At 73.7% G+C, this 17231-nt stretch carries 16 protein-coding genes and 2 pseudogenes; 11 read left to right on the forward strand and 7 right to left on the reverse strand.

Features of this window, described 5'->3' with window-relative positions:
• From JNW91_RS21245 to JNW91_RS21280, 8 genes and pseudogenes are all read left to right on the forward strand, one after another.
• A pseudogene (locus JNW91_RS21245) lies at positions 1-612 on the forward strand (SbcC/MukB-like Walker B domain-containing protein); the annotation flags it as partial.
• A 4-nt stretch (positions 613-616) separates the two neighbouring features.
• Positions 617-1579: a hypothetical protein gene (locus tag JNW91_RS21250; RefSeq protein ID WP_203177253.1), complete on the forward strand. Its 963-nt coding sequence runs from the start codon at positions 617-619 to the stop codon at positions 1577-1579.
• A gap of 18 nt (positions 1580-1597) precedes the next feature.
• Positions 1598-2455, forward strand: coding sequence for a spermidine synthase (locus JNW91_RS21255; RefSeq protein ID WP_203177254.1), 858 nt, complete (start codon positions 1598-1600; stop codon positions 2453-2455).
• A 113-nt stretch (positions 2456-2568) separates the two neighbouring features.
• A complete protein-coding gene (locus JNW91_RS21260) occupies positions 2569-3261 on the forward strand; it encodes a sigma-70 family RNA polymerase sigma factor (RefSeq protein WP_203177255.1) in 693 nt (230 codons plus the stop codon).
• Positions 3258-4040 (forward strand): anti-sigma factor family protein, encoded by a 783-nt coding sequence (locus JNW91_RS21265; protein ID WP_203177256.1) that lies wholly within the window; start codon positions 3258-3260, stop codon positions 4038-4040. Before JNW91_RS21260 ends, JNW91_RS21265 begins: the two co-directional genes overlap by 4 nt.
• Positions 4041-4245: 205 nt before the next feature.
• The gene (locus JNW91_RS21270; RefSeq protein ID WP_203177257.1) at positions 4246-4893 is read left to right on the forward strand and encodes a hypothetical protein; all 648 of its coding nucleotides are present in this window, start codon (positions 4246-4248) and stop codon (positions 4891-4893) included.
• Between the two features lie 83 nt (positions 4894-4976).
• Complete coding sequence (locus tag JNW91_RS21275) at positions 4977-5897, forward strand: DNA-3-methyladenine glycosylase family protein (protein WP_203177258.1); 921 nt, start codon at positions 4977-4979, stop codon at positions 5895-5897.
• A 31-nt stretch (positions 5898-5928) separates the two neighbouring features.
• The gene (locus tag JNW91_RS21280) at positions 5929-6423 is read left to right on the forward strand and encodes a GNAT family N-acetyltransferase (RefSeq protein WP_203177259.1); all 495 of its coding nucleotides are present in this window, start codon (positions 5929-5931) and stop codon (positions 6421-6423) included.
• Between the two features lie 183 nt (positions 6424-6606).
• Here the strand turns inward: JNW91_RS21280 and JNW91_RS21285 are convergent, their stop codons facing one another.
• Complete coding sequence (locus tag JNW91_RS21285) at positions 6607-6819, reverse strand: hypothetical protein (protein ID WP_099851492.1); 213 nt, start codon at positions 6817-6819, stop codon at positions 6607-6609.
• A gap of 135 nt (positions 6820-6954) precedes the next feature.
• On the opposite strand from JNW91_RS21285, the gene JNW91_RS21290 reads away from it, so the two are divergent.
• Together JNW91_RS21290 and JNW91_RS21295 are read left to right on the forward strand one after the other, a co-directional pair.
• Positions 6955-8070 carry an ATP-dependent DNA ligase gene (locus tag JNW91_RS21290; RefSeq protein WP_203177260.1) on the forward strand — a complete coding sequence of 372 codons (1116 nt, stop codon included), beginning with the start codon at positions 6955-6957 and terminating at the stop codon, positions 8068-8070.
• Positions 8071-8101: 31 nt separating this feature from the next.
• Entirely contained in the window at positions 8102-9658 is a 1557-nt protein-coding gene (locus JNW91_RS21295; protein ID WP_203177261.1) for an alpha/beta hydrolase, read from the forward strand.
• Here JNW91_RS21295 and JNW91_RS21300 read toward each other — a convergent pair.
• Positions 9585-10097, reverse strand: a complete 513-nt coding sequence (locus JNW91_RS21300) for a two pore domain potassium channel family protein (protein WP_203177262.1) — start codon at positions 10095-10097, stop codon at positions 9585-9587. The two genes, JNW91_RS21295 and JNW91_RS21300, sit on opposite strands and share 74 nt — an antisense overlap.
• A gap of 74 nt (positions 10098-10171) precedes the next feature.
• On the opposite strand from JNW91_RS21300, the gene JNW91_RS21305 reads away from it, so the two are divergent.
• Positions 10172-10624 carry a GNAT family N-acetyltransferase gene (locus tag JNW91_RS21305; RefSeq protein ID WP_203177263.1) on the forward strand — a complete coding sequence of 151 codons (453 nt, stop codon included), beginning with the start codon at positions 10172-10174 and terminating at the stop codon, positions 10622-10624.
• 31 nt (positions 10625-10655) lie between these two features.
• Here the strand turns inward: JNW91_RS21305 and JNW91_RS21310 are convergent, their stop codons facing one another.
• From JNW91_RS21310 to JNW91_RS21330, 5 genes and pseudogenes are all read right to left on the reverse strand, one after another.
• Entirely contained in the window at positions 10656-11381 is a 726-nt protein-coding gene (locus tag JNW91_RS21310) for an ABC transporter ATP-binding protein (RefSeq protein WP_203177267.1), read from the reverse strand.
• Between the two features lie 11 nt (positions 11382-11392).
• Positions 11393-12388: an ABC transporter ATP-binding protein gene (locus JNW91_RS21315; RefSeq protein WP_203177264.1), complete on the reverse strand. Its 996-nt coding sequence runs from the start codon at positions 12386-12388 to the stop codon at positions 11393-11395.
• Between the two features lies 1 nt (position 12389).
• Positions 12390-15098 carry an FtsX-like permease family protein gene (locus JNW91_RS21320; RefSeq protein ID WP_203177265.1) on the reverse strand — a complete coding sequence of 903 codons (2709 nt, stop codon included), beginning with the start codon at positions 15096-15098 and terminating at the stop codon, positions 12390-12392.
• The gene (locus JNW91_RS21325) at positions 15095-16261 is read right to left on the reverse strand and encodes an FtsX-like permease family protein (protein ID WP_203177266.1); all 1167 of its coding nucleotides are present in this window, start codon (positions 16259-16261) and stop codon (positions 15095-15097) included. The genes JNW91_RS21320 and JNW91_RS21325 overlap by 4 nt, the downstream gene beginning before the upstream one ends.
• 53 nt (positions 16262-16314) lie before the next feature.
• Positions 16315-17231 (reverse strand): annotated as a pseudogene (locus JNW91_RS21330) (FtsX-like permease family protein); the annotation flags it as partial.

Consider the following 17231-nt stretch of genomic DNA (forward strand, 5'->3'; position numbering starts at 1 on the left):
GTGCACGCCGCGACGGTGGCGGTGGAGCGGGCCGAGGCCGACCGACGCCGGCTGCGGGAGCGCCGCGAGCAGGCCGGGACGCTGCGCGAGCAGCGCGTCGGTCATGAGCGGGAGGCGCAGGTCGCCCGGGCGCTCGCCGGGCATCTGCGGGCCAACAACTTCGAGCGGTGGCTGCTGGCCGAGGCGTTGGACCTGCTGGTCGACGGGGCGTCGGGGATCCTGCGGGAGCTGTCCGGCGGGCAGTACGAGCTGGTGCACGACAAGGGCGAGTTCTTCGTGGTCGACCACCACGACGCGGGGCTGCGGCGGGGGGTGCGCACCCTCTCCGGCGGTGAGACGTTCCAGGCTTCGCTGGCGTTGGCGTTGGCGCTCTCCGAGCAGTTGGCCGGCATGTCGACCACGGCGGCGAGCCTGGAGTCGATCGTCCTGGACGAGGGTTTCGGCACGTTGGACGCCGCCACCCTGGACACGGTGGCGGCCACCCTGGAAAACCTGGCCGCCCGGGGTGACCGGATGGTCGGCGTGGTCACCCACGTGTCGGCGCTGGCCGAACGGATCCCGGTCCGCTTCGAGGTGCGCAAGGACGCCCGTTCCGCGCGGGTCGAGCGGACGGCCGGTGAGCGACGCCGCGTTCTTCGTCGACTCGTGGGATCCGGCCTACGGGGCGTCGTTCGAGGCGTCCGCCGCCGGGCCGGCGGCGCCGAGCAGCGCCCAGGTCGACGCGGACGTGGAACTGCCCGCGGTGGACTGGCGGGCGATCGGGGTACGCCCGGGAGTGCGCGCGCCCGACGTGGTCCTGCTGGTCGACGGGGTCCGTCGGATCGACGCGAGCATCTGGACGGCCGAGGCCGACGGTGGGTCGTTCCCCGGGTTGGCCGCCTCGTACGCGGCCGGGGTGGTCCGCTGTGACCTGGGCCGGGGTGCGGCGCAGTTGGCGGGCACCCGGGTCGGCCGGGGGTTGTTCACGGCGAGCCCGTCCGCGCAGGACGTGGTGGCGGGCGCGATCCGCTATCCGGTGCACCGGGTGGGTGGCACCGGCGAGCTGGCGAAGCTGCCGGCCGCCGTGCAGGGCCCGCTGACCGCGCTGGAGGTGGCGGTGTCCGACGCCGCCCGGGTCGACGGTGACCTGCTGGTGGTGGACGGGCCGTTGCGCAGTCGCCGGCAGTTGCCGCGCACACTCGGCTACATCAAGACCCAGCACAGCCAGTACCTGGACGCCCGGTTGACCGCCGTGGTGACCGGGCTGGCGTCGGGTGAGCGGTCGCCGGTGTTCCGGCTGGGCACCGCCTGGGGCGGCTGGTCGTGGTATCTGCGGTTGCCGGTGGCCGTCGGGGCGCCGTGGGCGGGCATCGTGCGGGTGGAGTGTTCGGCCGACCTGCCGGTCGAGGCGGCGATCGAGTTGGCCGACCTGTCGCTGGTCACCCTGCCCCGGTTCGCCTCGACGCCGTACAAGGATCCCCGGGCTCCACAGAATCTGATCCCGATCGCCGGCCTGGAGCGCCGGCTGCGCGCCCTGCTCGGTGACTCCCGGTTGCTGCATCGCGCGCTGACCGCCGCGGCCCGCGTCGCGGCCCGTTGAGCACGGACACCTGTCGTCGTGGGCCGTAAGCGGGCGGGTGACCGGGTGGTCGAGCAGGTGGACACCGGGTTGGCCGAGCTGGTGCCGTCACCGGACCGGGCCGGCTCGTGGACGCTGCTGCTGGACGGCGCTCCGCAGTCGCACGTCGACCTGACCGATCCCACCCACCTGGAGTTCGAGTACGTCCGGCGGCTGGCCGCGGCGGTGGACCTGGTCGCACCGGCCGGTGAGCCGTTACGGGTGCTGCACCTCGGCGGCGGCGCGTTGACGCTGCCGAGGTACGTCTCGGCCACCCGGCCCGGCTCCACGCAGCGGGTGGCCGAGGTGGACGGTGCGCTGGTGGAGCTGGTCCGCCGGGCGTTGCCCTGGCCCACGGACGCGCGGCTGCGGGTGCGGGTCGAGGACGCCCGTGTCGTGCTGGCCGCCACCCGGGACGCCAGTTACGACGTGGTGGTCGCCGACGTCTTCGCCGGTGCCCGCACCCCGGCGCACCTCACCTCGGTGGAGTACGCGGCGGAGGTGGCCCGGGTGCTCCGCCCGGCGGGTTGGTACCTGGCGAACCTGGCCGACGGCCCGCCGCTGCGGCACGCCCGTGCGCAGGTCGCCACGGTCCGCTCGGTCCTGCCGCAGGCGTGTCTCGTCGGGGACGCGGCGGTGCTGCGGGGCCGCCGGTACGGCAACCTGGTGCTGGTCGCCGGGCGTACGACACCTCCGGTGCCGGAGTTGACCCGGCGGGCGGCCGGCGACTGGTTCCCAGGGCGGGTGGTGGCGGGCGACGACCTGGACCGTTTCGCCAGTGGCGCGGCGGTGGTGCGCGACGCGGACGCCACCGGCTCCGACCCGCCGCCGCCGGGCCTGTTCTCCGTGCGCCGCTGACCGTCCCGCGGAAGTTTTTTCGCGGTCCGTTGATCCGCTCGGGGCGGTGCTGCGTACCACCGGGCGGCCCACCTCGTGGGCCGGCGTTGCTCACGGACATCCCGGAGGTCTGCATGCATGCGGTGGCGGCCGGTTGGCATGGCGACGCGGTACGCGCGGACTGGATGTCCGCGCGGTCCTCGTCGCGGCCGACCTCGTCTGCCCGAGGGGTCGACGCCCGGGCGACGGCTCGCCAGAATGGTCCGGTGACGCCGCGACCGGCGCCCGGGCGCCATCAGGCGACGTCAACCGAGGCGAGCCACTCCGACCAGTTGATCCGGCTGCTCTACGCGGAGCACGCTGGTCCGTTGCTGATGTTCGTCATGCGGCTCACCGGGGGGGACCGGCAGCGCGCGGAGGACATCGTGCAGGAGACGCTGCTGCGGGCCTGGCGCAACGCGCACCGTCTCGGCGCGCAGGGGCAGGGTTCGTTGCGGCCGTGGCTGGTCACGGTGGCTCGCCGGATCGCCATCGACGAGCACCGCAGCCAGGAGGCCCGGCCGCCGGAGACGTACGACCGGGACCTGACGGCGTTCGCCGAGTCGGACAGCACGGACCGGGTGCTGCGCACCATGACGGTGGCGGACGCGCTGCGTACGCTGAGTCAGTCGCATCGGGAGATCCTGGTCGCGACGTATTTCCGGGGGCGGACGGTCCCCGAGGCCGCCGAGGAGTTGGGGCTTCCTCTCGGCACCGCGAAGTCGCGGGTCTACTACGCGCTGCGCGCGCTACGCACGGCTCTGCAGGAGCGGGGGGTGACAGAATGAGCCGACCAGACCACATGGACGTCGCCGCGTACGCGCTCGGCGTGCTCGACGAGCAGGACACTGAGCGGTTCGAGGAGCATCTCGCCGCGTGCTGGGCGTGTGCGGCCGAGTTGGAGACGATGGTGCCGGTGGTCGGGCTGCTCTCCGACATCGACGGCGAGACGATGATGGCGTTGGAGCAGACCGCGACGGATCCGGCGCTGCTGGACCGGACGTTGGGCGCGGTTCGTGCCGATCGTCGACGCACCCGGTTTCGGCAGTTGCTCGCCACCGCCGCGGCGGTGGTGGTGTTCGGCGGGTTGACGGGGTACGGCTTCGTCAGCGTGGCCGGCGACGAGACGCCGGATCTGCTTGCCGAGCCGACGGCGACCGCGCCGGTGAACGACCCGCCGACGAGCGTGCCGACGGCCCGGCCGAGCGGCCCCGGCGTCGGCGGCACGGAGGAGGAGGGTGACCAGGTCGACGCGACCGACCCCACCACGGGCGTGCAGACGACCATGTTCCTGGTCAAGCGGGAATACGGCACCCGGATCAATTTCAGCCTGCGGAAGTTGCCCGGCCCCCGTATCTGCCGGTTGGTGGTGGTGCGCAAGAACGCCGACACCGAGGTGATTTCGACGTGGTCGGTGCCGGAGGGTGGCTACGGCACGAACACCCGGCCGCAGGGTCTTGAGTTGAGCGCGTCGACAGCGGCGCCGACGAGTGACATCAAGCAGATCCAGGTGCAGTCGGTGGACGCCAACGGGGTGGCGAGCCCGCTGGTGACGGTGCCCATGTAGGGGTCGCGTGTCGCGTCGCGCCGGTCATTGTCACAATGGCCGGCGCCGATTTGTCGTCCCGGTGGAAAGCTCCCGTGCGGGGCCGTACGCACGGCAGGCCGGATCGGTTCAATCAATAGACGTGAAATTGACCACTGTTACTACTTCAACCTTGACAGCCCGCCCGCCGTACCTATGGGTGAACTGCCAAGAATGAGGAGGGCACGTGGCACAGATGAAGCGGACCGTCATCGTCGCGAGCGCGATGGTCGCACTAACGGCCTGCGCTCCCGCGGGTTACGACGGGGCGAACTCGAGCGCGGCTGAGCCGGTCGCCGTCGCCGCGGCCGAACCCACCGCGGCGGCTGAACCCGAGGCGTCGGCATCCGCGGAGGCCCCGGTCGCCGACGCGCCGCCCGCGAACGTCGACCTGACCGAGCAGTTGGTCGGCAAGAGTGTCGCCCGGATGGGCAAGGTGGTCACCGACCAGGACGGCTGGATCCTGTACCGCTTCGACAAGGACACCGCCGACCCGCCGGCGTCGAACTGCGTCGACAAGTGCGCCGAGGTGTGGCCCCCCGCGCTGACCGACGGCAACCCGCAGCTCACCGGCGTCTCGGACGACAAGGTCGGCAGCGTGACCCGGCAGGACGGCACCCGTCAGCTCACCGTCGGCGGCTGGCCGGTGTACCGCTACATCGGCGACCAGAAGCCCGGCCAGTGGAAGGGCCAGGCCGTCGGCGGCACCTGGTTCGTCGTCCAGCCGGACGGCAAGAAGAACCTGAGCTGCCTGCCCAAGGGCACGCCGAAGGCGGTCGCCCCGCCGGCGGACAGCGGATCGAACGACGCCGGGGGCTCGGGCTACTCGTACTGAGCCGGCAGGACGCGGTGGTCGGTCGCAGCCGGGGAGGGCGCGGCCGACCACGTCGTACGCGGGACGCCTGGCAGAGTGTCGGGGTGACCGGAACCGAGCCCGCCGCGACGCGGGTGCTGCATCCGCCGGCCGGCTACCGGCTGGCCGCGTCGGTCCGCGCGCTCACCTTCAGCCCGTACGACCCGTGTGCGCGGATCGCCGCCGGCACGTTCTGGTGGGCCACCCGCACCCCGGACGGGCCGGCGACCCTGGCCCTGCGGCCCGCCGCCGGTGAGCTGCTCGCCGAGGGTTACGGGCCGGGCGCCGAGCAGGTGGTGGCCCGGGCCGACGCGATCGCCGGCCTCCGCGACGACCAGAGCGGCTTCGCCGAGCTGGCGGCGGCGCACCCGCTGGTCGCCCGCCTGGCCCGGGAGCACCGGGGACTGCGGATACCGACGACCGGGCAGGTCTTCCCCCGGCTGCTGCGCGCGGTCTTCGAGCAGAAGGTCACCGGCAAGGAGGCGTACCGGGCGTACGCGGCGACCGTGCGGCATTTCCGGGAGCCCGCGCCCGGACCCCTGCAACCGCTGCTGCTGCCACCCGAGCCCGCCGCGGTGGCGGCCACGCCGTACTGGGTGTTCCACCCGTTCGGGGTGGAGCAGCGCCGCGCGGACACGTTGCGCCGCGCCGCCGCGCTCGCCGACCGGTTGGAGCGCTGCGTCGACGCCACCGAGGCGACCCGTCGGTTGACCGCCATCGCCGGCATCGGCCCGTGGACGGCCGCCGAGGTGGTCCGGATCGCGTACGGCGACCCGGACGCGGTCAGCGTCGGCGACTTCCACATCCCGAACACGGTGGCCTGGGCCCTGGCCGGCGAGCCGAGGGGTGACGACGCCCGGATGCTGGCCCTGCTGGAACCGTTCCGGGGCCACCGGGGTCGGGTGTGTCTGCTGTTGGAGGCCGCCGGCATCCAGGCGCCGAAGTACGGGCCGCGCGCCCCGATCCGCTCGTTCGCCCGGTACTGAGCGCCGGCGGCGGCTGTGGTGTGCTGCCCGGATGAGCATCGAGGCGAGCATCGTCCCGGCCGGTGTCACGGACGCCGGCGAGATCCTCACCGTGCAGCGCGCCGCCTACCTGACCGAGGCGCAGCACTACCGCGACCCGTTCCTTCCGCCGTTGACCGAGACCCTGGACGAGGTCGTGGCGGCGTTGGCCGGTCCGACCGTCGTGCTCGCCGCCCGGCTGGGCCACCGGCTGATCGGATCGGTGCGGGCCCACCTGGACGGGGACACCGCCCACGTCGGGCGGCTGTCGGTCGCGCCGGACCAGCAGGGGCGGGGGGTCGGGGCGCGGCTGCTCACCGCGGTCGAGGCGGCCTGCACCGGCCGGGTCGCCCGGTTCACCCTGTTCACCGGGGCGGACAGCGCGCCCACCGTGCGGTTGTACCAGCGGCACGGCTACCAGATCGTGGCGCACCGGCCGGATCCGAACGGCGTCCCGCTGGTCGTGCTGGAGAAGCCCGCGGTCAGCCCCGCTCGCACCGACGCCTGAGCCCGTCGGCCTCGGCGCGCAGGTAGCGGCGGAGCAACCCGCCGTACAGCCAGCCGACCGGCGCGGCCAGCGGCCCGGTCTGGACGATGGCCAGCTTCGGCTGGGTCAGTGGGCGGTCGCGCCGCGGGGAGGAGGACGAGGTAACCGGGTGGATCGTGACGACCGGGCACCAGGCGGCCGGTATCAGGCGGCTTCGCGCAGGTCGGCCAGGCTCAGCGGGGTACGCCGACGCAGCAGCTCCTCCAGCTCGGGCACCGAACCGACCTCGCCGAGCACGTTGCGGCCGCCGCCGAACCGCTCCGGGTAGCGCCGAGTCAGCCGGTAGCGGTAGCGGCCCCGGATCAGCTCGACACTGACCCGCCACCGCCCGCAGCAGTCACAGACCCACTCGGACACCCCGCGAAACTAGCTCTGACCTGCGGTTATCTGATTCGCCCGGTGGGGACGAGCGGCGCAGTGGCGGACACGCCACCCGCGCACCAGCGGTGATCTGCCTCACGGCTGTCGGTGCCGTCTGATTGACTGGTCGCCGTGGACCTGCCGATCAACCCACCGGTCGAGCCGATGCTGGCCAAGAGCGTCACCAAGCTGCCCACCACCCCCGGGGTGACCTACGAGCCCAAGTGGGACGGGTTCCGGTGCATCGTGTTCCGCGACGGCGACGAGGTCGAGTTGGCCAGCCGGGGCGGCAAGTCGATGACCCGCTACTTCCCCGAGGTGGTCCAGCAGGCTCTGCGGCAGTTGCCCGAGCGGTGCGCGGTCGACGGTGAGCTGATCGTGATCCGGCGGGACGGCCCCGGCAACCAGCCCCGGCTGGATTTCGAGCTGCTGGCCCAGCGCATCCACCCGGCCGCGTCCCGGGTGAAGCTGCTGGCCGAGACCACCCCGGCCGACTTCGTCGCCTTCGACCTGCTGGCCATCGGCGACGAAGCGTTGCTCGACGAGCCCTACCCCCGCCGCCGGGAGCGGTTGGTCGAGGCGCTGGCCGGGGTGCGCCCGCCGGTGCACGTCACCCAGGTCACCACCGATGCCGAGACCGCCCGCCGCTGGTTCGACGTCTTCGAGGGCGCCGGGCTGGACGGGTTGATCGTCAAGCCGGCCGACCTGCCGTACGAACCGGGTAAGCGGCTGATGTTCAAGGTCAAGCACGCCCGCACCGCCGACGCGGTGGTGGCGGGTTTCCGCTGGCACAAGTCCGGCCCGGTGGTCGGCTCGCTGCTGCTCGGCCTGTACGACGACGCCGGGGTCCTGCACCACGTCGGGGTGAGCGCGTCGTTCAGCATGGCCCGCCGCGCCGAGCTGCTCGACGAGTTGGCCCCCTACCGGGACACCGGCGGCGAGCACCCGTGGGTGCACGGCGACCACGAGCGCGGCCAACGCATCCCGGGTGGGGTGAGCCGGTGGACCGGCACGAAGAACCTGGAGTGGGAACCACTGCGCCCCGAGTTGGTGGTCGAGGTGAGTTACGACGCGATGGAGGGCGAGCGGTTCCGGCACACCGCACAGTTCGTCCGGTGGCGACCGGACCGCGATCCGCGCTCCTGCCGCTACGACCAGCTCGACCGCCCAATCCGCTTCGACGTGGACCAGGTGCTGCGCGGCGATCCGGCGGTCACCGTGGACCGGGCCGCCACCGGCCCGGCGTAGCCTGGCCGTCGACTCGACCTCGGAGGACCACGTGACCCGTCGCCGTCTGGCCGCCTTCACCGTCGCGGCGCTGCTCACCGCCGGCTGCACCCTGCCGGCGTTCGCGCCGCGCACCGAGGTGGAGGGTGCGGCGGCGCCGACCGGCAGCACGCCGACCTGGCGGGCCTGCCCGGAGGTCGCCGACGAGCTGGTCGGGCGGGGCGCACCGGACATGCGGTACGAGTGCGCCCGGATCGCGGTTCCCCGCGACTGGGGCACCGGGAGCGGGGCGACCGCCGGCCCGGGCGCCGGACAGACCTTCGAGATCGCCCTGCTGCGCGCCCGGTCCACGAAGCAGCGCGACCGGATCGGCTCGCTGGTGGTCAACCCCGGCGGCCCCGGCGGGTCCGGCGTCGACACCGCCGTCTACCTCTCCTTCGGCACCCAGTTCGGCGGGCTGCCCACCTCGGTCACCGAGCGGTTCGACATCGTCGGCTTCGACCCGCGCGGGGTGTCCCGGTCCAGCCCGGTCAAGTGCATCTCCGACGCCGACCTGGACGCCAGCTTCGGCTACGACCCCGATCCGGCCAGCCAGTCGGCGTTCGACGGCTTCGTGGGGCTGAGCCAGCGCATCGGGCGTGGCTGCGGCGACCGGTACGGCGACCAGTTGCCGCTGTACGGCAGCGAGCAGGCCGCCCGCGACATGGACGCGGTGCGCGCCGCAGTCGGCGACGACAAGCTGACCTACCTGGGCTACTCGTACGGCACCCTGCTCGGTGCCATCTACGCGCAGCTCTACCCGAAGCGGGTGCGGGCGCTGGTGCTCGACGGCGCGGTCGACCCGCGGCAGCGGCTGGTGGCCGGGTCGGAGAGCCAGGCCCGTGGCTTCGAGCGGGCCTTCGGCAACTTCGCCCGCTGGTGCGCGGCGAACGCCGGCCGCTGCCCGATCGGCCCGGACGCGCGTGCCGCGGTCACCTCGGCCATCGACAAGGCCAAGGCCTCCCCGGTGCGCGGCGCGGACGGTCGGGAGGCCACCGCCGGTTGGGTCTTCTACGCGATCATCTCGTCGCTCTACACCGAGTCCGGTTGGCAGGAGTTGGCCCGGGCGATCGACCGGCTGGCCGAGGGCGACCCGAAGGACGTGTTCCGGCTCGCCGACTCGTACGCCGGTCGGGAGGACGACGGGCACTACTCGAACCTGTTCGACGCCAACCTGGCCATCAACTGCGCGGACGAGACCGAGAAGCCGAGTCGGGAGCAGATCCGCCAGTTGCAGTCCCAGTGGCGCGCGAAGTACCCCCTGTTCGGGCCGGCGCTGGCGGTCGGCATGTTGAGCTGCGTCGAGTGGCCGGGTGGACGGGACCCGTACCCGACCGGCCGGGCCGACGGCGCGCCGCCGATCGTGGTGGTCGGCACCACCGGCGACCCCGCGACGCCGTACGAGCAGACCGGCCGGCTCGCCTCGATGCTGGGCGTCGGCCGGGTGCTCACCTGGGAGGGTGAGGGGCACACCGCCTACCCGCAGACGTCCTGCGTCACCGACGCGGTCGACGCCTACCTGCTCGACCTGACGGTGCCACCGGAGGGGAAGCGCTGCCCGGCCCGCTGACAGGCTGGGTCGGCGGCAGCGGGGGCAGATCGATCCCCTGCCGGGTGGCCAACTCCTCCAGCAGCGCCCGCATCCGGCGCACGTCGGTCTTGAGCTGCTCCTGTTCCTCGTGCTCGAAGGCGTTGTCGTCGACGATGAGCCGGCTCGCGAAGTGCGCGGTGATCAGAGGGATGACCAGCAGCACCATGGTCGAGATGAGCAGCGCGGCCAGTGTGCGGCCCGCCCAGGTGGTCGGCGAGATGTCGCCGTATCCGACGGTGGAGGCGGTCACCACCGCCCACCAGACGGCGTCGGCCGGGCTTCGCTGCTCGACCTCCCCGTAGATGATCCCGGCCACTACGATCATCAACAGGTACGAGGTGATCAGCGTGCGGGGCGAGTTCGCGAACCACACCAACGCCCGGTACACCCAGCGAAACGGCAGCAGCACTAGCTCCATGCCGCCCCATGCTGCCCGTTGTCCGCAACCGGCACAGACCCATCCGCCGGTTTCGCTGTGCCAGGATCACCGGCATGAGTGACGTGATCTTCCGTACGGCGGTCCGGGCCGACCTGCCCGCCGTCCTCGCCCTGCTCGCCGACGACGTCCTGGGCAAGGCCCGCGACTTCACCGAGGTCGACGAGGCGTACGAGAAGGCGTTCGCGGACATCAGCGCCGACCCGCGCAACCAGCTCATCGTGGCCGAGCAGGACGCCGAACTGGTCGGCTGCCTGCAGATCACCTACATCCCCGGCCTCGGCCGGCACGGCAGCGAGCGGTCCCTGATCGAGTCGGTCCGGGTCCGCTCCGACCGGCGCGGCCAGGGCCTGGGCCGGGACCTGATGACCTGGGCGATCGACCAGGCCCGGCAGCGCGGCTGCGCCCTGGTGCAGCTGACCACGGACAAGACCCGAGCGGACGCGCACCGCTTCTACCTGGGCCTCGGCTTCGTGGCCAGCCACGAGGGCATGAAGCTCGCCCTCTGACCCTCGACGACGTCAGCTCCACAGCGAGCGGTCAGCCGTCGACCAGGCGGCCGTCGCGCAGGACGAGCACCCGGTCGGCGAGGTCGATCAGGGCCGGGTCGTGCGTCGCCACCAGGGCCGTCATGCCCCGGGCGTGCACCACCGCGCGCAGCAGGTCCATGATGGACCTGCCGGTCTCCGAGTCGAGCTGGCCGGTCGGCTCGTCGGCGATGAGCAGGTCCGGTTCGTTGGCGAGCGCGCGGGCGACCGCCACGCGCTGCTGCTGCCCGCCGGACAACTCGTACGGTCGCTGCGCCGCGTGCCCGCCCAGGCCGACCAACTCCAGCAGCACGGCCACCCGCTGCTCCCGCTCCGCGGCCGGCACCTGCGCCAGCCGCAACGGCACACCCACGTTCTCGGCAGCGGAGAGGATCGGCACCAGGCCGAAGGTCTGGAACACGAACCCGACGGTGCTCCGGCGCAGCCGCAGCAGTTCGGCCTCCCCGGCCGAGGTCACGTCGTGTCCGGCGACCACCACCTGACCGCTGTCCGGCCGGTCGAGCCCGCCGACCACGTTCAGCAGGGTGGTCTTGCCCGCCCCGGAGCGGCCCCGGATGGCGACGAGTTCACCGCGGTTGGCGCTGAACGAGACGTCCCGCACCGCGTGCACCGCGTGCTCGCCCCGGCCGAAGGTCCGGTTGACGCCGCTGACCCGCACCACCTCGGCCGGGGGCGTCGCGGACCCACCGTCGAACCCGGCCGCTCCGGTCACCACCATGTCCCGACGGCTCACGCCCGTGCCTCCCGCTCGTCCGAGGCCCGGTCGCCGGGCCGTACCTGCACATGGTCCGGCTTCAGATCGAGCCGGACCCGCTCCTTCAGCGACAGCGTGTCGACGAACGCGGCCGGTAGCTGCATCCGACCGTTGCGGTCCAGCACCGCGTACTCCTCGCTGACCAGCTCGGTGTTGCCGTCCGCGCCGACCCGCGCGGTCCGGCGTACCTCGGAGGCGGTCCGCCCGTCGCGGATCGCGACGGTCCGGCGGACCTGCGTGGCCACGGCGTGGTCGTGGGTGACGACGACGATCGTCACGCCCAGCTCGGCGTTGATGGTGCGCAGCGCCGCGAAGACCTCCGCGCCGGTCGCCTCGTCCAGTTCACCGGTCGGTTCGTCGGCGAAGAGCACCTCCGGGTCGTTGGCCACCGCCACCGCCACCGCGCACCGCTGCTGCTCCCCGCCGCTGAGCTGCCCCGGCCGCCGGTCCGCGCAGTACCCCACGCCGACCAGGTCGAGGAGTTCCCGAGCCCGCTCCCGACGGGCCTTGCGGCCGCGCTTGCCCGCGAGCTGCATCGGCAACTCGACGTTCTCCAGAGCGGTCAGGTACGGCAGCAGGTTGCGGCCGGTCTGCTGCCAGACGAAACCGACCAGCTCCCGCCGGTAGCTCAACCGCCGCTTGGCCGACAGCGAGAGCAGGTCGTAGTCGGCCACCCGGGCGATGCCGGCGGTCGGCGTGTCCAGGCCGGACAGGATGTTGAGCAGGGTCGACTTGCCCGAGCCGGAGGCGCCGACGATGGCCACCAGCTCCCCCCGGTCGATGACCAGGTCGAGCCCCTGGAGGGCGACGACCTCCACTCCCTCGGTCTTGAAGATGCGCACCAGGCCGTCGCAGACGATGTGTCCGCGCAGCCGGTCCTGCCCGCCGGCCCGCTCGGCCGCGCGTTGCGCGGCCCGCTGTTGCAGCGCGGCCAGGTCGGGCACCAGTGCACCCTGGGCGGTAGCTGTCATCTCAGCTCTCCTCTCCGAGCCGGAGCACCTCACCGAGGCGCAGCCGGCGGTTGTTCAGGGCCTCGACGGCGACCGCGAAGCCGAGGGCGACCGCCCCGAGCGCGAACACCGCGGCCACCAGGCCGGGCTCGAAGGCCACCCGGACCGGTGTGCCGCTGGTGAACGCGGACAGGCCGAGCACCGGGTTGAGCAGCAACGGAAGCACCGCTCCGACCAGCGCACCGGTCAGCACCGACACCCCGACCAGCGGGGCCAACTCGACCAGCAGCAGTCCTCGCCACTGCCGGCGGGACAGGCCGAGGGTGCGCAGCCGGGACAGCACCTGACCCCGGGCCCGCGCGCCGGCCAGGACGGTGAACGCGATGGCCAGCAACCCGAGCACGGTGCCGCCGGTGGCGCCGGCCACGAACCCGAAGGCCAGCACACCGTTGGCGCCGCCGTTGCCGAGGTCCCGTCGTACGCCCGCCCGGGTGTCGACGGTGGCCCCGATGGGCCGTTCCCGACCGGTCACCGTTCCCTCGGTCTGGTACCGCTTCTGCCCCTCGTCGCCGGCCTTGCGGAGCGCCTCCGTGTTCAGCCGGTTCCCGGCGACCAGCAGACTGGTCGGCACGGGCGAGGTGGTCCGCGGCGGTAGCGCCTGCCAGGGCAGGATCACGAACCGGCTGGCGTTCGTGGGTAGCAGCGGGAACTCGTCCTTTGTGCCGGCCACCCGGAACTCGTACCGCTCACCCTGCACGGAGACGAAGGCCGAACGGTCCAGCCCGGCCCGGGCCAGGTCCGCGGCGACCGCCGGGGAGACGATCGCCGGCAGCGGTCCCGGTGCGGGCTGGGCCGAGCGCAGAACGCCCGGCACCGGCAGGTCCACATCGGATTTCCGGCCGACCGTGGTCAGGCCCGGACCGTCGATCAGCAGCACCGCCACCTGCCCGACCTGCGCGTCGGTGCCGAGTTCGTCGGTCGCCAGCCGCTGATCCGGCTCGTTCAGCACCCGGGCGACGGCCCGGACTCCGGGCATGCGGCCCAACGCGTCGAGGGTGTCCGGGGCGAAACGTTCGCCTCGGATCACCGCGTCGGCGGGAACGATCCGCTCGGCGGCCCGGTCCCGACTCGCGTCGACGCCGGCGGCGACGACCGCGCAGAACGCCGCGGTGCCGATGGCCAGCACCACCACGACCAGCGGGGCGGCGACCGCCGACCGGCCGGCCCGCGCCGTGCCGAGGAAGGCGACGCTGCCCCGCGTCCGCGCGGCCAGCCGGCTCACCAGCAGCAACGGCCAGGGGTACGCGCGTAGTGCGAGCACCGCCGCGGCGACCGCGAGCAGCACCGGCACCGACACCAGCAGCGGGTCCACCTCGCCGAGGGTGAGTCCGCGCCGGCGCAGCAGCACGGCGGCGAGAACGGCCAGCACCAGCAGGGAGACCTCCACGGTCAGCCGGCGCGCCGACGGTCGCATCCGCACCAGGTCCCGGCGGTCCCCCCCGCCGACCGGGACGGCCAGCGTCGCCAGCGGCAACGCCAGGGTGACCAGCACGGTCGCCACCGCGGCGTACGGGGCGGTCGGATCCGGCGCGCCGGGGAACAGGGTGCCGAGCGACCAGCCGAGCACGGCCGCGACCGGCACCACCAGCAGCGACTCGGCCAGGCTTCGTCTGGCGCCGGCGGTGGCCGCGCCACCGCGTGCGCGCAGCAGCGCGAACTCGAAGCGGCGCCGTCGGGTGGCCAGGATGGCCGCGAGCACGATCAGCCCGGCCAGGGTCGCCAGCACGCCGGCCCCGATCACCGCGAGCAGGGTCCGGGCGGCGTTCACCTGGGCGGCGAACGCGCGCAGCGGGACGTCCACGCCCGTGGTCAACGTGAGGCCCGGCGGGACGGTGCGCTGCAGCTCCTGCAGGCCGTCGATCAGCTGGTCCAGGCCACGCGCGTCGATCCGGTCGACGCCCAGTCGGTACCGCCATTCGGAGTGGATGGGCCACCCGCTGGCGGCCCGCTTGTCGAGGGCCGACTGGGCGACCACGCCCATGATGACGAACGGATCGCCGTCGCCGCGTGGTTCGGTGATCCGCAGCAGCGAGGGCAGCCCGTCCCACACGCCGTTCCCGCGGTCGACGGGCCGGAACAGCCCGACGACCACCACCGGAGCGGGATCGGTGAGAGTGCCGTCGACATCGACGTTGCCGGTGCGCAGCTGGCTGCCGACGCGCAGGTTGAGCTTGCGGGCCACGTCGACGTCGAGCGCCACCTCGATCGGCCGGTCGGGGACGTACGTCTCGCTGGGCCACGCCCCCTCGGCGAGGGCGCCGGCGTCCTGAACGCCGGGCATGGCGCGCAGGCCCAGGTCGACCAGCAGGTTGCGGGCCGCGAGGTCCGGCCCGGTCACGCGTGCCGGCGGGATGTCCACCCGGTGCCACCGCTCGGTGACCGCCGAGCCCACCTGCGGCGGCATCGCCGCGGCCAGGCCGTCGAAGCGCTCACGGGCGTCGCCCATCGCCGTCTTCGTGGCGACGGCGGACGCGGTGGTGGACGTGTACGAGAGGTCCCGTCGGGCGGCCGGCTCGCTGCTGAGCTGCGCCCGCAGCCCCTGTTCGGCGAGCCGGTTGACCAGCCGGGGGACGCCGCTGATCAGCAGCGTGACCACCAGGGTCAGCACCGCCAGGAGCAGAAACTGTCCGCCGGACGCCCGGACCCGCCGGACGGCAGCGCCGACGCTCATCGCTCTCCCCCGATTCGCAGCTGAACCGCCGCCACCCGCTGTCGGATGCCGGTGGCGATGAACGCGCTGAAGGCGAGCGCCGCCAGCAGCAGACCGACCGCGGTCAGGCCGATCGGCACCCACGGCAACACGAACGTCGGCGGGGGAACCGGCCGGCCGGCGGCCGGGGTGAGGATGACCAGCGGGGCCATGGTGGCCCCGACCGCGGCACCGAGCAGCAGGCCGACCCCCACGCCGATACCGGCGAGGAACGTCTGCTCGGCCAGCAGCGCGCGAGCCAGCAGCCGGGGCGTGGCACCGAGGGTGTGCAGCACCGCGAACTCGCCGAGCCGGTGCCGGGCGGTGGCCCACACGTCCACCATGAGGCCGACGAGGGCGAGCAGCACCGCGCCGAGCGCGGCGGCGAGCATGCCGGTACGCGAGCCACGCCAGTACGGGTCGGCGGCGGCCGCCTCGATCGCCTCTTCCCGGTCGAGCACGGTGACGCCGCGCAGTTCGGTGGCCGCCCGGGCGGCGGCCGACGCGTCGTCGGTGCCGACCCACCACTCCGGAATCGACCGGATCGTGCCGCCGGCCTGGACCAGCGCGTCGACCGCGGCGGGCAGGTCGAGCAGCACCCCCTCGCCGGTGGTGGTGGGCACGGCGGCCAGCTCACCGACGAGCTGGACCCGCAGCGTCGCCCCGGAGAGCGTCAGGTCGACGGTGTCGCCCACGTGCAGGCTCAGCGCGTCGCGTACCCCGGGGGTCATCAGCACCGCGACGGGCGCGCCCGACTTGACGGGCACGATGGCGAACCGGGTGGGCGGTTGGTACGCGAACTGACCGCCCGCGATCAGTTCCACCGGGTGAACCGCGGCGAATCCGTCGCCGGTGGTTCGTACCGGCTGGGGTATCTCGCCGGGGGCCGTCATCGCCCAGTCGCCGGTCAACTCGGTCGGCCGGGTCGTGCCGTCCGCGGCGACCAGTTGCAGCCCCTCCACCTGGAGCCGGTAGGAGTTGCCCGAAGCCACCCCGCCGTCGGCCTCGAACCCGGCCAGCCGCAGCCGAGCCCCGCCCACGTCGGGGAGTCGCACGGTGAACGGCGTGGCCCTTCCGTCGCTGGTGGCGTCGACCGCCGGTAGCCGGAACGCGAGCCCGTCCGCGCTGGTCACGAGCAGCGCCACCGCGATTGGATGCGGCCGGACGGCACCGTCGACGGGCGTACGCACGGTGCCGGTCACGGCGCGGGTGCCGGCGGCAGCTCGATCCCCGTGGGCGCGCCTCGCGCCGCGGTCATCCGCCGGTACTGCTCCGACGGCGGTTCGTCGCTCAGGCGGTCGGTGAGTCGGACGACGCCGGGCGCGCTGGCCGGGTCGACGCCGATGACGGTCAGCGGCAGGTCCTCGCGGCCGACCCGCACCTCGTCGCGCCACACCGGTACCGCCCGGTCCACGCCCGGCAGCGCGGCGAGTTCCGCGGCCCGGGTCGGCGGGGCGGCACCGGCGCGCTCGGTCACCCGCAGGTCGGCACCGACCGTGTGGCTGGCCTGCTCGACCTGCGACCGCTCCCCCGTGCTGATCAGTGACCAGGCCAGGGTGCTGCCGCCGACGGCGAGGGCGAGCAGCAGCACCGGGCCGGCGTGCGGACGCCGACCGGCCTGCCACATGCCGAACATGGTGGCCGTCCAGGGACGTTGGTCGACGAACCGCTCGGCGAACCGGGTGAGCGGCGGGAGCACCCGCAGCGCCAGTACGGCGCCGGCCAGCACGCCGAGCGTCGGGGCGGCCACCAGCAGCGGGTCGAGCCCGAGCCGGCCGTTCGAGCCGGCCAGCGGTGAGGCGTACCGGCGCAGCTGCAGCCAGGCGAGCACGGCGAGCGCCACCAGCACCAGGTCGACGCTGGCCCGCTGGACGCTCGCCGACCGGTTCGGGCGGGACCGGGCGGCCATGTCGGCCACGTACGTGCCGGCGCCGCGCAGTGTCGGCGCGACCATGGCCACCAGGCAGCCCACCGCGGTTGCCACGGCGGCGGCCCAGACCAGGGTGGTGTTGCCGCCCGCGGCGGAAAGTTCCGCCGACCCGCCGGGCCGGACGTGGCGCAGCGCCTCCACGGCGATCAGCGGCCCGAGCAGGGCGGCCGGGGCGACCACCAGGG

This window comes from Micromonospora parastrephiae (assembly GCF_016802865.1).
In the GTDB taxonomy this organism is placed as follows: domain Bacteria; phylum Actinomycetota; class Actinomycetes; order Mycobacteriales; family Micromonosporaceae; genus Micromonospora; species Micromonospora parastrephiae.